The following is a 15,201-nucleotide window of genomic DNA, read 5'->3' as shown; positions in this document are numbered from 1 at the left end:
CCGCTAAACGCATACGGGGAGCTCGCCTGCGAGGCCGACTTTTTTTTGCATGGTAACAACGGTGCCTTTTCCCGGCGTGCTTAATACTTCAATGCTGTCCATAAAGGTTTCCATTACCGTAAAGCCCAGGCCAGACCGCTCTCCTTCCTCTGCGCTGGTATAAAGCGGCGTTCTCGCTAAGTCGATATTTTCAATTCCGCGCCCCATGTCGGCAACGGATATGATGGTGTTATTTTCGTTTAAAACGCAGGTAATATGTACGGTTCCCAAACCTCCCGCATAGCCGTGAACTATGGCGTTTGTAACCGCCTCAGAAACTGCGGTTTTAATGTCGTCTAATTCGTCCAGCGTGGGGTTTAACTGCGCGATAAATGCTGCAACAGCAGCCCGGGCAAATCCTTCGTTTTCCGATATGCTTAAAAATTCCAGTTTCATGCTGTTGTTCATCACGATATTTCCTCCTGAATTGTTTTAAGTGCGCCCTTTAACGAGTCGTAAGTGGCAATGAGTTTTGTAATTCCCGACATTTTTAAAAGCCTGTCGATGTTTCGGCTGCAGCTGACAATTGCTACGTTTCCGCCCATTGCAGTGATTAGCTTGTAACGCCCGATAACCACCCCAATGCCGGAACTGTCCATAAACGACAGCTTTGAAAAATCGAAAATTAAATTTTTTACGCCTCTGTTTTTAATCACTTCTTCCACCATGTCTTTTACCTCTTTGGCACTGTGGTGGTCGAGCTCGCCTGTCAGCGACACAATCAGCGTTTTGTTTTTTATTAATACTGAAATTTCCAATGTCTTTCCTCCTTTGATTGTATATCATCCTTTGAAAAAAGGAAATTTTTTACATATATACTTATTCTATCCATAGTATAAACAATCCTTTGCAAATTTATACAAACATTTGTCGAAAGGGAACAACTTTTCGACTTATTTAAACACAAAAAAATACCGCAGAATAATCTGCGGTAACCGTTAGAGGGGCTGTTTTGAAATTTTGCCCTGGAGCCTGGGGTATTTCTCCGGCGTGGGGCGCATTTTTTTTATCACGATTATGGAATGGGCAATGTCCGTTTGAGGAATGGTGTAGCGGAAAACGTCATTTATTTCACCGCCCAAAAGAGATATGGCATTTTTTGCGGCATCAAGCTCTTCTTTTATGTCGCCGCCCTTATAGGCCAGAAATACGCCGCCTACCTTTACATAGGGCAGGCAATATTCCGACAGTACATTTAACTGCGACACCGCCCGGGAAACGCTGACGTCAAACCTCTCCCGCAGGGGACTTTTTTTTGCCGCCCCGTCCTCTGCCCGGGAGTGGATTGTTGTGGTGTCGGAAAGTTTCAGCTCAGCAACAACGGCGTTTAGAAAGGTTAAGCGTTTGTTTAATGCGTCTAAAAGCGTTAAAGAAATTCCGGGGCAGGCAATTTTTAATGGAATTCCGGGAAAACCTGCGCCGGTACCTACGTCAATTACGCTTGCGTGTTTGCCGATGAACGAAAGTCCAAACAGGCTGTCGGCAAAATGTTTGGCTGCCACCTCAAAAGGCTCTGTGATGGCAGTTAAGTTCATTTTCTGGTTCCATTCTGAAAGCATGTCCGCATAGTCTGAAAATTGTGAAAGCTGTTCTTCCGACAACGGATATCCGGCTGTTTTCGCACACTTAGATAAAGTCGTCCGTATCATGTTTGGCCTTCTTTCTGTTTTTCTTTGCCCGTTTAATCACTTTTTTCACCTGCTCGGGACTATGAATGGCAGTAAACGCCGACGATTCTTTAACAAAGTTATGAAAAAACACATCAAGCCCCAGGCCATATACAATATCGCCGCCCAAAAACTTGCCGGATAGAAATAAATCGTTTTGAAAAGCCTCCGGCTCAACATCATTAATCGGAATGTCCACCGTTACCTTGTCCCGCAGGGTGTTAAACACAAAGCAGCGGTCGCTGGTCACAAAATATAAATTTCTGCTCAGACGCTTGTGCCTGTACCAAATCCGGCCAAAAATCAGATACAGCCCGATTAACAAAAACGTAATGCCGGACAGGGCAAAGGCCACGCTTTGGCCGCGGATCATCAGCATCATAGAGGAGTAGGCATAAGAGAGCAGGAACCCGCCGATGATTACCGTAAGCGGAATTAAAATAAAATCCGTCCGCATAAAGAAACGTAACGTGTCCGCCGTGCCGGACCAGAGAACTTCTTCGTCTTCTGCGAAATATTTGTTTTGAATTTCTTCTTTTGTCATAATGAAAACCTTTCGTTATTTATTTTTAAAACAAAAAGCGGCACGGAAAAACTCCATGCCGTAACTGTCAAACCGATTAAAAGGAACCCGACGAACGCTTATATCCCGAACCGCGCTTGGAGTCTAACCCTTTTTTCATGTCGGAAAGTTTTTCGTCGCTGTCCTGCTTGAACTTGGCCATCATATCCTCAAAGTTTGCGGGCCTGCTTTTTTTGGACCAGTCAATGTCATCCGGCTTTTTGGGTGGCTGATTCCGGGCGTTTTTCCTGGCTGCTGCGCGCTCTTCTAAAATCGCCTGCTTAATCGACAGGCTGATTTTTCCGCTGACGTCAACAGACAAAACTTTTGCCTTAATCATGTCGTTTTCTTTCAGGTGGTCGCGAATGTTCTTTACATATTCCAGCGCAATTTCACTGATGTGCACCAGCCCTGTTTTTCCATCACCAAACGAAACAAAGGCGCCGAAAGGCGTAATCCCCGTCACCTTTCCTTCGATAATCGTTCCCGGTTCTACCTGCATCTTAGAAGCTTCCTCCTTAATAAATTGTCTATCGTAAAAAATTATTTTAAACTGCTACCGCGTTATTTTGATGCGTCCACAAAGACCTTTTCGTTTGGCTTTGTAAATCCGAGTTTTTCTCTGATAACACGGCGGAGGTAGTCCTCTTGGTCAATGGATTCAAGCTCGGAATTTAAGTTTTTCTGTTCCTTTTGAGCGGCCTCAATTTTCGCGTCTACCGCGGCATTTTCCTCTTTCAGCTTTGCAAATTTAAACTGCTGAGAAATTAAAAGACACAACAGATAGACAAATAAAAGACAGACTAATATTCGTTTAAAAAATATTTTAAAATTTATTTTTTTCCCTGATGTTTTTAAACTACTTCCCATTCATTCGCACCTACGTTTTTTTTATTGCTTTCCGGGCTGTTCGAATTGATGTATGCATTTTAAAAGAGAGATGAGAAAACAGTTTTCGAAACACATAAACAACCGGGTGAAACAATGCTACTATACACTTATTAACCATTTTATACATAATTGCCAGCGGTGTCAATAGTATTTTGAAAAAAAGTTTAAAAAAAGCGGCAATAGCGTCTGTAATTTTCTTTAAAAAAGCAGAAATCAGGCGGGAAAGGGTCAGCTTGTAAAGAATCGCGCCCAAAATCGTGCCCAAAAATTCAAAACTCCTTACAATGCCGTTGCTGACGGTGAAGTTCACAAACACCATAATGGCGCAGGCAACAATGATGAAAATGCCGTCGCAGACGTTTAAAAGAAACACCGGACATTCTTTTTTTTTCCCCGCAATGGATAAAATGTCGTAAAACAGCATGATCAACCCGCCGGAAAGGGCGGAGTATAAGAACACATACACTTCATCGGTCATGGAAAAAACCATTTGGCATTACCTCGCAGTTTTGTTTTGCTTATTTGAGCATTTTTTTAAAAAAGCCCTTGTTGGCCCTGGCCGTTGAGCCGTCGCCTGTGTATTGAATTGCGTAAATCGTTCCCTCAATGATAAGCTCTCCATTTGCAACGTCCAGCTTTTGAATGTGGAGCTCCTCGCCCTCGACGATCAGAGTGTCGTCCTCAGTGAACAGAATGATTTTCCCCTCGTCAAAGGTATCAACGTCGGAAACGCCGGAAATCGACAATTTTTCCTTGTTTTCTAATATGAGATTGTGAATGGTATTTTGTTCCGCAGCCATGACAGCCTCCTAAATTAACATATTTTGTGTTAAAGTGTATGAAAATTCTGAACATATTATGACAGGTACAAATTATGGATTGACGGCACTTTCAATTAATGGTAAAATAATATGTATAAAAAAAGGAAATTAGAATGGAATAAAGAAAGGCAAAATTTATGTGGATTTGCGATAAATGGGAGGACTATCAGGTTTTAGACATTGCCTGCGGCCAAAAGGCTGAGGACTGGAACGGATATTTGCTTATCCGGCCGGACCCGCAGGTGATTTGGAACGAAAAACAAAAGCCCGGGCTTTGGGGCAAAGCACATGCCGTTTACCACCGGAAGAACACCGGGGGCGGCTTTTGGGACGTGAAAAAAAAGCTTCCCGAGAAATGGAGCGTGGCTTTTCCGCCTTTAGGCTTAAAGTTTTATATCAAGCCTATGGGCTTTAAGCACACGGGGCTGTTTCCAGAGCAGGCGGCCAACTGGATGTGGTTTTCTAATCTCATTCAAAACGCAGGCCGGCCGGTTAAGGTTTTAAACCTGTTTGCTTATACCGGCGGGGCCACGGCCGCCGCGGCGGCGGCCGGAGCATCCGTTGCCCATGTGGACTCGTCAAAGGGAATGGTTTCCTGGGCAAAAGAAAATTTAACGCTGTCAGGGCTTAAAGATAGGCCTGTGCGCTATTTGGTAGATGACGCGATTAAATTTGTGGACCGGGAAAACCGGCGCGGCAACCGTTATGACGCAGTGATCATGGATCCGCCGTCTTACGGCAGGGGGCCGGGCGGTGAGGTGTGGAAGTTAGAAGATGAGCTTTATATGCTGGTGCAAAAGTGTGTAAGCCTTTTGTCCGACAGCCCGCTGTTTTTCTTAATCAATTCCTACACAACGGGACTGCAGCCAGCGGTGCTGTCTGACATTTTAAAGCTAACGCTGGTGAAAAAGCACGGCGGAACGGTTTCGTCAGACGAAATCGGCCTGCCGGTTTCCGACAGTGATTTAATACTTCCATGCGGAGCGTCTGGCCGCTGGAGTGCAATTTAGAGAAAAGGGGAGAACGAAACATGTTAAACAATCAAAGAGTGCTGGTAGTGGACGACGATAAGAATATTTGCGAAATTGTTCGATTGTATTTGGACAAGGAGGGGTTTGAAGTTGTTATTGCAAACGATGGGCAGACGGCCATCGATTTGTTCAAGCAAAAGACTCCCTCTGTTGTGGTTTTAGACGTAATGCTTCCGAAAATGGACGGGTTCCAGGTGTGCCGAGAAATCCGTCGTGTGAGCAACATTCCCATCATTATGCTTACGGCAAAGGGTGAAACTTTTGACAAGGTGTTAGGCTTAGAGCTGGGCGCGGACGACTATATGGTTAAACCCTTTGAAAACAAGGAACTGGTTGCAAGAATTAAGGCGATTTTAAGACGGTATGACCCAAAAGATAATTCTGATAAAGAGGTTGTCTATCCCAATATTATCATCAATCTAACAAACTACGAGTTAAAAATTAACGGCGCATCGGTGGACATTCCCCCCAAAGAGCTGGAGCTTTTATATTTCCTTGCCACAAACCCTAACAAGGTGTTCACCCGTGAACAGCTTTTGGAAACCGTGTGGGGGTTCGACTATTTCGGCGACTCCAGAACCGTGGACGTGCACGTAAAACGTCTTCGGGAAAAATTAGAAAAGGCCGGCGAGAACGTGAACTGGCAATTAAAAACCGTGTGGGGTGTTGGGTATAAATTCGAGGTGAAATAATTTGAGACGCAGAAGCATTTACATACAGCTGTTCACGGTGACTATGGCGCTGTTTTTGGTGAGCTTCATCATTACGGGTACACTTTTGTTCAGCTTTATGGGAACCTACCTTACCTCCCGGCACGAAAAGGAATTAGATAACATTGCCCGGCAGGTGGTGAACATTACGGTATACATTGCCAGTACCAACGGCCAGCTGACGGCAGAGGCCTACCGCCTAAACATTAACGCGGTGGCTCAGTCTACCGACACGGAGATTTTTGTGCTGGATGAAAAGGGTGAGCTGGTGACAACCAGCATTGAAAATTTTGACGATAAAATAAAAGAAGAATATACCCAGGACATATTAGAGGGAAACGGCGCAACCTACCGCGGCTCTTTGGGCGGCATTTTTAAAGGAGAGGTGCTCACCGTTGCACGCCCAATTAAATATATGGGTTCCGTTGTAGGCGGCGTTTTGGTTAGCATCCCTACGCCGGAGGTCACAAGAATGCGCATTGAGGTGCTGAAAATTTTTGTTTTTAATGTGGCGTTTGTGGCGGTGTTTGTGGCAATTTTTGTTTACCTCATTTCAAAACGGATTACGAAGCCGCTTTCGGAGCTTACCTCTGCCGCAAAAAGCATTGCAGGAGGCGACTTTAAACGCCGGGTGAATATTGACACGGAAAACGAGTTCAGCGAGCTGGGCGACACCTTTAACAACATGGCAGACTCAATTGAGCAGCTTGAAAATATGCGCTCGAGCTTTATTGCCAACGTGTCTCACGATTTAAGAACGCCCATGACCACGATTATCGGTTTTGTGGAGGGCATTATGGACGGCACTATTCCGGAGGAAAAGCGCCAGTGGTATTTGTCTATTGTGCTGGACGAGAGCAGGCGGCTTTCGCGGATTGTGACCGACTTGCTGGACCTGAGCAAATTGGAGCAAGGCAGCTTTAACATTGAGCCGCGTGAATTTGATATTAATGAGCTTATGCGCCTGAGCATTATTAAGTTTGAAAAACGGATTACGGAGAAAAACATAAGCTTAACCGTTGGTTTCGAAACGGAAAATATGCGGGTAGACGCCGATAAAGACGCCATTCAGCGCGTGATTACCAACCTGTTTGACAACGCCATTAAATTTACACCAGAGGGCGGATTTATCGACGTGAACACCGGTGTAAAAGACGGCAGCGCCTATGTAAGCATTCAAAACTCAGGACTGGGCATTGAAAAGAAAGACTTAATGCACATTTTCGACCGGTTTTATAAATCCGACAAGTCCAGAAGTCTGGACAAAAACGGCGCAGGGCTTGGGCTTTATATTGTAAAAAGCATTATCCAGGCTCACGGCGAACGGGTGTGGGCGGAAAGCGAGCCGGGCGAGTTTACGCGGTTTAGCTTTACCCTTGCAAAGGCAAATGAAAAAAAGAAGAACGACGATAAGAAATTAATTGAGGAAGTATAATGGATTTAAAAATAATTCACACGGCCGACGTGCATTTCGACACGCCGTTTTCAGGGCTTTCGGAAACAGAGAAAGCAGCGGTGCGGCGGCAGGATTTGCGCACCACGTTTTCAACAATTATTTCTATGGCCCAAAACGCTGACATGCTGTTTATCTCCGGCGACTTGTTCGACGGCAGAACCGTAAGCCGCACCACACTGGATTTTCTAAAGCGGGAGTTTTTTAAAATAAAACATGTAAAAGTGTTTATCGCGGCGGGAAATCATGATTGCTTTCATGCAGACAGCGTTTACGCCACTTTCGATTTTGGCGAAAACGTTCACGTGTTTGGAACCGAACCCGAGGTGGTGGAAACGGAAAGCGCGGACATTTACGGCATATCGTTTCAAACTGCCAACGAGTTTCGGGAATTGCTGCCGCGGTTTCAGGTTAAAAATCCTGCTAAAATGAATTTGCTGGTGATGCACGGAAACTTAATGGGAGAAGGGTATAACCCCGTTCAGCTGTCTGACATAGAAACCTGCGGAATGGACTATGTGGCCTTAGGCCACGTTCACGCAGCAAGCGGTCTTAAGGTGCGCGGCACCTGTTTTTATGCATATCCCGGCTGTCCGGAGGGACGCGGGTTTGATGAAACAGGGGAAAAGGGTGTTTTGGCGCTGACTGTGAGTAAAGGACATGTGACGGCAGAGTTCGTTCCGGTTCAGCAAAAAATGTATGTAAGCACGTCTGTTGACGTAAGCAAAGCCGAATGTATGGAAGACATTGCAAAGCAGCTAAACGGCGCTTTGAAAGAACCGCAGAACATGTATCGGTTCCGCTTGACAGGAAGCAGCAGCTTTCCCATAGATACAGAAGTTTTAAAGAGCGGCATTGATGCCTTCGATGTTTCGGTAATTGATGAAACCGTTCCCGCTGTGGATTTAGAACAGCTGAGCAGAGAGTTTTCGCTGAAAGGCTTATTTACGAAATTTGCTTTAGAAGACAGGGCAAACATGGAGGCCGAAGCGTTTGAGCTTGCCTTTAAAACAGGATTTTCTATTTTAGAAAAAGAGGAACGCAATGAGAATTGATAAAATCGAAATCGACGGTTTTGGAAAATTGAATGATTTTTCGTTAACGCTCAGTGATGGCTTTAACCTGATTTTTGGCGAAAATGAAAGCGGAAAGAGCACGCTGTGTGCATTTTTGCTCTCTATGTTTTACGATATGCCAAACGACGGTAAACGGCTGGAGCTTTCTGAATCAATTCGGCGCAAATATAAGCCCTGGAACACAGATCGGTTTGGCGGCAGGGTGTACTTTACGCACGGCGGAAAACAATATATTTTAGAAAAAAATTTTGGCGCCACAAAACGGTCTGACAGGGCGCGGCTGATGGATGCCGCCAGCTGGGACGAGTGCGGAAGCCCGGAGAACGCCGGCGAGCGGTTTTTTGGTCTGGGACGGGAGGGCTTTTTAAAAACCCTTTACATTACCGCGCTGGGTGCTGACGTAAAAAGCACAGGAAACGAGGAGATTTTAACCCGGCTTTCCAATTTAGAAACCAGCGGCGACGAAGATATTTCATATGGAAACATTAAAAACGCTCTGGAAAAGGAGCAGTTTGCAATCCTAACCAAAACGGGCAAGGGCGGAAAGCTGGCGGCGTTAAGGGAACAGGAACGAAAGCTTCAGTCGGAGCTTAACACCGCTCAGCGATTTTATGAAAGCGTGAAAGATGAGGAGCGCCAAAGAACTGAACTTAAGGCGCAAATTGCCGAACTTCAGATAAAAATTCAGACTGCGGAACAAGCATATCAAACCGCCGCAGACCACGAAGCCTATCTTTCTCAAAAGCAAACAGCGGAAAACCGAAGCATGCTATTGGACAGACTCAGCAAGGAAAATGAGCGACTTTTAAAGCTGCAGCAGGCCGGGGCGGAATTGCTTGAAAAAACAAGGGCAGAAGTGACCTCTGAGGATATAAATCAGGCAAAAATTTTAGAAAAACAGCTGATTATTTTTGAAAATAAAAAAGAGGAATTGGAAACGCAAATGCAGGAGCTTTCCGAAAAAATGCAGTTGGGAACTGCAAAGAAAAAGCGCAGCGCCGGTATTGTTTCCGCTCTTGTTTTCCTCATTTTTGCCGTGGCGGCAATTGTGCTAAAAAATTGGCTGCATCCCATAATATTGCCGTTGGCTGGTCTGGCGCTTGCAGGTGTTTTCTTCTTTTTCATGACAAGCCGTGGAAAATGGGGCGGAGAGCTTGAAACCGCTCAGCAGGAGCTGGAAAAAGCAGACGGGCAAAGGAAAGAGTTGCAGTTGGCAGTTTCAGCGCTGTGCAAAAAATATGAAACAGACGGATTAAGCGCGCTATTTAACCGGGCTGCAGAGGATAACAGCAACACCGAGCGGTTAAAGGAAACGCAGCGCCAAATGAAATCCTGCGAAACAGAAATAAAGTCGTTAACTGAAAGCTTGTCGCGCCTTCCTGGGCAGGAGAAACGAGAATTCCCCCCGGAGGTTATCAATTATTCGGGCAGTTCGGCGTTAGAAATTGCGTCGCAGACGAAAGCGTTAAAGACGAGGCTCGAAGTGCTGACCCAAAAACATTACGACCTGTCTGTAAATTTGGCAAAACAGACGGCGGCAGACCGGACTGTTCCTGACATAGAGTCTGACCTTTTGGCGGTGTCGGAGCAGATAGAAGGCTTAACAAAACGCCATGCCGCTTTAGAAAAGGCGTCTGAATGGCTCGAACGCGCCCACGGAGAAATTAAACAGAATTACGCGCCGCGGCTGAATCAGAAAATGGCTGAAATTTTCTCGCGCCTCACCTTTGATAAATATTGCGGAGTGAAGCTGGGTGAAGCGTTTCGCTTAAACTATCAGAATGAAAACAACGAAATTGTGGACGCGTCGTATTTAAGCGGCGGCACCTACGATTTATTATATATTGCGCTGCGTTTTGCGGCGCTGAGCGTTTTGTTCGGCGAAACAATTCCGCCTGTTATTTTAGATGACGCGCTGCTGCAATTAGACGATTCGCGGCTTAAGGCGGCGGCAGATTTTCTAATCAACAGCGGCGGGTTCGACCAGGTAATTTACTTTACCTGCCACAAAACAAGCGCTAAGCTTTTTCAAAACGAGAGCATTCACAGAATGGAACTTTAACATATAGGAGGATGTATAAAATGGATTACAAAATTGAAACGAACTGCGTGCAGGCCGGCTATGAGCCAAAAAATGGCGAGCCGAGGGTGCTCCCCATTTACCAGAGCACAACCTATAAATATGACTCAGCCCAATATCTGGGCGATTTGTTTGATTTAAAAGTGGAGGGGCACATGTATACCCGCCTTTCTAACCCCACCATTGAGTGTGTGGAGAAAAAAATTGCGGCGTTGGAGGGCGGCGTTGGTGCGCTGTGCCTGTCTTCCGGTCAGGCGGCAAATTTGTTTGCGCTTTTAAACATTGCACAGTCTGGCGATAATTTCGTCAGTGCATCTGAAATTTACGGCGGAACGGTAAATTTGTTTGCTGTTACCATGAAAAAAATGGGCATTGAAGTGCGGTTTGCAAGCCCGAAAGACAGCGACGAGGAAATTGAAAAACTTTTTGACGAGCGCACCCGTGCGGTGTTTGGCGAAACTGTGTCAAACCCAGCGCTGGATGTGTTAGACATTGAACGGTTTGCACGTTTGGCCCACAGCCACGGCGTTCCGCTTATTATTGACAACACGTTTGCAACGCCTATCAACTGCCGACCCTTTGAATTTGGCGCAGACATTGTAACGCATTCCACCACCAAATATATGGACGGTCACGCAACCTGTGTTGGCGGTGCAATTGTGGACAGCGGAAATTTCGACTGGGCAGGCGGAAAATATCCTGAGCTTTCCGAGCCGGACGAATCTTACCACGGTGTAACCTACACCAAGGAGTTCGGCAAAGCGGCCTACATCGTGAAAGCCCGGGCGCAGCTTATGCGCGACTTGGGCTCTCAAATGAGTCCTATAGCGGCGTTTATATTGAATTTGGGGCTTGAGACGCTGCACCTCAGGGTAGAACGTCACTGTGAAAATGCAATGAAAGTGGCTAAGTTTTTAGAGGACTGTGACGACATTTCCTGGGTGAACTATCCGGGCCTTGCCTCCAGTCCCCAATATGAGCTTGCCAAGAAATATATGCCCCACGGCATTTGCGGCGTTATTTCCTTTGGCATTAAGGGCGGCAAGGAAGCGGCTGTGAAGTTTATGGAGAGTCTTAAGCTGGCCCAAATGGTGGTGCATGTGGCAGACGCCAGAACCAGCGTTCTGCACCCGGCCTCTACCACCCACAGGCAGCTCAGCGATGAGCAGCTAATCTCCTGCGGCGTGCCTGCCGACATGATTCGTATGTCCGTTGGCATTGAAAACTGTGACGACATCATCGGTGACATTCAGCAGGCTCTTTTCAATGCAAAATAAAGTTTTATTTGCAAACAGGCGGCTTTTGTGATAAAATAACAAGAAAAGTTTTTATTATAATAAGGGGAGTTTAACTTGGAAAACGTATTTGACATATTAAAAGAGCGCGGGCTGATTGCCCAAACCACCCATGAAGACGAAATTCGTGAGCTTCTCGGGAAAGAAAAGGTTACGTTTTATATCGGCTTCGACCCCACGGCAGACAGCCTTCATGTGGGACATTTTCTGCAAATGGTGGTTATGCGCCACATGCAGAACGCAGGCCACAGGCCAATCGCCTTAGTGGGCGGCGGCACAGGCATGGTGGGCGACCCGTCGGGCAGAACGGATATGCGCCAGATGATGACGGTGGAAACCATTAATCACAACTGCGAGTGCTTTAAAAAACAGCTTTCCTCCATTGTAGATTTTTCTGAGGGCAAGGCCATTATGGTGAACAACGCAGATTGGCTGAGAGACTTAAACTACATTGAATTTTTGCGGGACATTGGCTCCTGTTTTTCCGTAAACGAAATGCTGCGGGCAAAGTGTTTTCAAACGCGTCTGGAAAAGGGGCTTTCGTTTATTGAATTTAACTATATGCTTATGCAAAGCTACGACTTTTTGCAGCTTTATAAAAATTATGGCTGTAAGCTGGAGCTGGGAGGAGATGACCAGTGGAGCAACATTTTAGGCGGCATTGACCTGGTGCGACGCAAAGAGAACCAGCAGGTTTATGGCATGACGTTTACCCTCCTTACCACCAGCGACGGCAAAAAGATGGGCAAAACAGCGAAAGGCGCTCTGTGGCTTGACCCGGAAAAGGTTTCGCCATATGACTTTTATCAATATTGGAGAAACGTAGACGACGCTGACGTTTGCAGGCTTTTAAAAATGGTGACGTTCGTCCCAATGGATGAGATTCGTGAAATGGAAACATGGGAAGGCGCTGAATTAAACAAGGCCAAAGCGCGGCTGGCCTTCGAGGTAACAAAGCTTGTTCACGGCGAGGCAGAGGCGCTTAAGGCAAAACAAACTGCCGAGGGCATTTTCGGCGGCGCAGGCAGCGCCGGGGATATGCCGTCTACTGAGTTAAGCCTTTCCGAACTCGCAGACGAAACATCGCTGTTAGACATAATGGTTGCCGCGAAACTGATTCCGTCAAAGGGCGAGGGGAGAAGGCTCATTACCCAGGGCGGCGTGTCGGTGGACGATGTGAAGATTGCAGAGCCAACGCACACCATTTCAAAAGAAAGTCTTGAAAAAGGAATCGTAATAAAAAAAGGAAAGAAAGTATATCATAAAGTAACGGCGAAATAACTGATTTTAAATTAACACGGCAAGGGAGTGGTGAAATGCCGATTAAAATCCCGAACGACCTGCCGGCAACGGCGGTTTTGGAAAAAGAAAATATATTTGTGATAACGGAAACCAGGGCCATTACCCAGGACATCCGCCCATTAAAAATAGCAATTTTGAATTTGATGCCCACAAAGGTGGAAACAGAAACGCAGTTTGTAAGGCTTTTGGGCAACACACCGCTGCAAGTGGAGCTGGAGCTTTTGCACACCAAAACCCACAAGTCGAAAAACACGTCCCAGGAACACCTGTTAACGTTTTATAAGACCTTTGAAGAGGTGAAGGATAAAAAGTTCGACGGGCTGGTAATTACCGGCGCGCCGGTGGAACTGATGGATTTTGAAGAGGTGGAATATTGGGAAGAACTCAAGGAAATTATGGAGTGGAGCAAAACTAACGTTACCAGCACGCTGCACATTTGCTGGGGCGCTCAGGCGGGGCTTTACTATCACTATGGAATTCCGAAATATACCTTAGATAAAAAGCTGTTCGGCGTATACAAGCACAAGCTGGACAGAAAAACCGCAATTTTGTTCCGCGGTTTTGACGACGAATTCTACGTTCCCCATTCCCGTCATACAGACGTGAAACGGGAGGACGTGGAAGCCGTTTCTGACTTGAAAATTCTTGCCTCATCTGACGAAGCAGGCCTTTATGTGGCAGCCACAGATTTGGGCAGGCAGATTTATGTGATGGGGCATTCGGAATATGATGCGGACACGCTGAAAAAGGAATATTTCCGGGACAAGGAAGCGGGAAAAAAAATCGACTTGCCGGTGAACTATTTTGAAAACGACGATCCGTCGCTTCCCCCTAGGGTTACGTGGCGGTCCTGCGCCAATTTGTTTTATTCAAACTGGCTGAACTATTTTGTTTATCAAACAACCCCTTATGACTTAAATAAAATAAAATAAAAAACTTTAGGGTAGTCGAATGGCTACCCTAAAATTTTGTAAGTGATTTCATTATTTTAGTCAAAATCATGTTCAAAAATGTTCAATCCATAAGGCGGATACCACATTATATTCATCGGCCTTTCAATTTTCCCCACGGTATACCATTTCTCAACGATAAATACATGAGAATCTTCCTCGTCAAATTTTCCAATAAACAGAAAATCTACATCATAAAAATCGTCAACCTGTGTTTTCAGCCAATCATCTGGTACATTTCCTTCTATGGCAATATCACGTGGGCAATTATCAATTCCAGCATATTCGATGACGTCCCAATTATATAATGTAGCATTAATATCATTGGCGCGAATTGCGACATCACCATATTTTTGCACGTAATTATTAATATTAAAATCTTTTTCTTTTATTCCCTGTTTGAATGGAATTATCCATAAAAGCACAATTTCAACAACCAATACAAGTAAAATCACCAAAAAATATTTTACTATTCGTTTAATAAATGACGTCATTTCAAAGTTATTCATCGTTTAAATCCCCCATTTTTAATAAAATTTAATCCAGGAAACACCTTTGCTTGCAACCGGATATTTATATTTGTGGGAAGCACTAAGCGGCGTGCTTTGTCGCCCTATTGCATTAATATATTTTCCTGAGACATTAGCATATTCCGTTCTTCCATTAACAGCAAATGCTACACCGCCAACAGCATCTACCCATTTTTGCGCAAAATTATTACCCCATTCTCCATTAACGTCTGTTCCGGTATTACACGCGTAAAACGTAGCTGTAGTAGAATAAAATGCAGCAGGGATTAATCCACCTATCCAATTATAATCTAATGAAAACCTAGAACGGTCTGCATTACCATAGCCAAGTTCAACACTTCCAATAAATCCATGTGAAAACATGGTTACCGTTCTAACTTTATCATTTTTTCTCGCTTGAGTCAGCTCCCAGACGGTTGTTGATTTTGAATTTAAATAATTTTGTAATTGATCTGAATTGTGAATCATAACCAATCTTACGTCCAAATCTTTAGCAGCGCTTCTAATTAAATTAATGTCTTCATTCGAATAACCTATATCGCTAACAATCCAGGTTATACTTTCATTAGTATTCGCTTGCATATCTTGAATTTGTTTAACAGCAGAAGCAATGAATTCAAATGGCCAAGGATCATCAGAGCCATATGCACCACCTGAAATTACGATTTCTTCCAGCCCCCACGGATCCACAAACTTCAATGGATTATTCTCACAATAAACATACCAGTTAGAGCCGCTCTTTGCCGGGTCCTCACTGATAAACCTGCCGAGCTTGGGGTCGTAATACCGGTTTC

Annotated in this window: 18 protein-coding genes; 8 read left to right on the top strand and 10 right to left on the bottom strand. The window is 45.2% G+C overall.

Going from position 1 to position 15,201, the window contains the following annotated elements; genetic code table 11:
- Window positions 1–3 precede the first annotated feature (3 nt).
- The 8 genes from spoIIAB to yabP all read right to left on the bottom strand — a co-directional run bounded on the left by spoIIAB (window position 4) and on the right by yabP (window position 3,959).
- Window positions 4–450, bottom strand: a complete 447-nt coding sequence (spoIIAB, locus tag H8698_RS12515; RefSeq protein WP_488153825.1) for an anti-sigma F factor — start codon at window positions 448–450, stop codon at window positions 4–6.
- Entirely contained in the window at window positions 447–797 is a 351-nt protein-coding gene (gene spoIIAA / locus H8698_RS12510) for an anti-sigma F factor antagonist (protein ID WP_249313795.1), read from the bottom strand. The genes spoIIAB and spoIIAA overlap by 4 nt, the downstream gene beginning before the upstream one ends.
- Before the next feature lie 180 nt (window positions 798–977).
- Window positions 978–1,688 (bottom strand): 16S rRNA (guanine(527)-N(7))-methyltransferase RsmG, encoded by a 711-nt coding sequence (gene rsmG, locus H8698_RS12505; protein WP_249313794.1) that lies wholly within the window; start codon window positions 1,686–1,688, stop codon window positions 978–980.
- Entirely contained in the window at window positions 1,666–2,250 is a 585-nt protein-coding gene (locus H8698_RS12500) for a hypothetical protein (RefSeq protein ID WP_249313793.1), read from the bottom strand. The genes rsmG and H8698_RS12500 overlap by 23 nt, the downstream gene beginning before the upstream one ends.
- Before the next feature lie 76 nt (window positions 2,251–2,326).
- A complete protein-coding gene (locus H8698_RS12495; RefSeq protein WP_249313792.1) occupies window positions 2,327–2,770 on the bottom strand; it encodes a S1 RNA-binding domain-containing protein in 444 nt (147 codons plus the stop codon).
- 62 nt (window positions 2,771–2,832) lie between these two features.
- On the bottom strand, window positions 2,833–3,138 hold the full coding sequence (locus H8698_RS12490) for an FtsB family cell division protein (RefSeq protein ID WP_249313791.1): 306 nt from the start codon (window positions 3,136–3,138) through the stop codon (window positions 2,833–2,835).
- A 10-nt stretch (window positions 3,139–3,148) separates the two neighbouring features.
- Complete coding sequence (gene yabQ, locus H8698_RS12485) at window positions 3,149–3,649, bottom strand: spore cortex biosynthesis protein YabQ (RefSeq protein WP_249313790.1); 501 nt, start codon at window positions 3,647–3,649, stop codon at window positions 3,149–3,151.
- A gap of 28 nt (window positions 3,650–3,677) precedes the next feature.
- Window positions 3,678–3,959: a sporulation protein YabP gene (yabP, locus tag H8698_RS12480; RefSeq protein WP_177678511.1), complete on the bottom strand. Its 282-nt coding sequence runs from the start codon at window positions 3,957–3,959 to the stop codon at window positions 3,678–3,680.
- A 158-nt stretch (window positions 3,960–4,117) separates the two neighbouring features.
- On the opposite strand from yabP, the gene H8698_RS12475 reads away from it, so the two are divergent.
- The 8 genes from H8698_RS12475 to metA all read left to right on the top strand — a co-directional run bounded on the left by H8698_RS12475 (window position 4,118) and on the right by metA (window position 13,859).
- On the top strand, window positions 4,118–4,990 hold the full coding sequence (locus tag H8698_RS12475; RefSeq protein WP_249313789.1) for a class I SAM-dependent methyltransferase: 873 nt from the start codon (window positions 4,118–4,120) through the stop codon (window positions 4,988–4,990).
- Window positions 4,991–5,010: 20 nt separating this feature from the next.
- Window positions 5,011–5,703 (top strand): response regulator transcription factor, encoded by a 693-nt coding sequence (locus tag H8698_RS12470; protein WP_177678507.1) that lies wholly within the window; start codon window positions 5,011–5,013, stop codon window positions 5,701–5,703.
- 1 nt (window position 5,704) lies between these two features.
- The gene (locus H8698_RS12465; RefSeq protein WP_177678505.1) at window positions 5,705–7,156 is read left to right on the top strand and encodes a sensor histidine kinase; all 1,452 of its coding nucleotides are present in this window, start codon (window positions 5,705–5,707) and stop codon (window positions 7,154–7,156) included.
- Window positions 7,156–8,229: a metallophosphoesterase family protein gene (locus H8698_RS12460; RefSeq protein ID WP_249313788.1), complete on the top strand. Its 1,074-nt coding sequence runs from the start codon at window positions 7,156–7,158 to the stop codon at window positions 8,227–8,229. The genes H8698_RS12465 and H8698_RS12460 overlap by 1 nt, the downstream gene beginning before the upstream one ends.
- A complete protein-coding gene (locus tag H8698_RS12455; RefSeq protein ID WP_249313787.1) occupies window positions 8,219–10,312 on the top strand; it encodes an ATP-binding protein in 2,094 nt (697 codons plus the stop codon). Before H8698_RS12460 ends, H8698_RS12455 begins: the two co-directional genes overlap by 11 nt.
- Before the next feature lie 20 nt (window positions 10,313–10,332).
- Window positions 10,333–11,607, top strand: a complete 1,275-nt coding sequence (locus tag H8698_RS12450) for an O-acetylhomoserine aminocarboxypropyltransferase/cysteine synthase family protein (RefSeq protein WP_249313786.1) — start codon at window positions 10,333–10,335, stop codon at window positions 11,605–11,607.
- A 75-nt stretch (window positions 11,608–11,682) separates the two neighbouring features.
- Window positions 11,683–12,906 carry a tyrosine--tRNA ligase gene (tyrS, locus tag H8698_RS12445; RefSeq protein ID WP_249313785.1) on the top strand — a complete coding sequence of 408 codons (1,224 nt, stop codon included), beginning with the start codon at window positions 11,683–11,685 and terminating at the stop codon, window positions 12,904–12,906.
- A gap of 35 nt (window positions 12,907–12,941) precedes the next feature.
- Window positions 12,942–13,859: a homoserine O-acetyltransferase MetA gene (gene metA, locus H8698_RS12440; protein WP_249313784.1), complete on the top strand. Its 918-nt coding sequence runs from the start codon at window positions 12,942–12,944 to the stop codon at window positions 13,857–13,859.
- A gap of 56 nt (window positions 13,860–13,915) precedes the next feature.
- Here the strand turns inward: metA and H8698_RS12435 are convergent, their stop codons facing one another.
- Complete coding sequence (locus H8698_RS12435) at window positions 13,916–14,386, bottom strand: hypothetical protein (protein WP_177679444.1); 471 nt, start codon at window positions 14,384–14,386, stop codon at window positions 13,916–13,918.
- 18 nt (window positions 14,387–14,404) lie between these two features.
- The coding region (locus H8698_RS12430; RefSeq protein ID WP_249313783.1) for an RHS repeat-associated core domain-containing protein at window positions 14,405–15,201 on the bottom strand (797 nt) is incomplete at its 5' end.

It is taken from the genome of Congzhengia minquanensis, assembly GCF_014384785.1.
Lineage (GTDB): Bacteria > Bacillota > Clostridia > UBA1381 > UBA9506 > Congzhengia > Congzhengia minquanensis.
The sequence above is the reverse complement of the archived record's forward strand: the minus strand, read 5'-3'. Positions and strand labels throughout refer to the sequence as shown.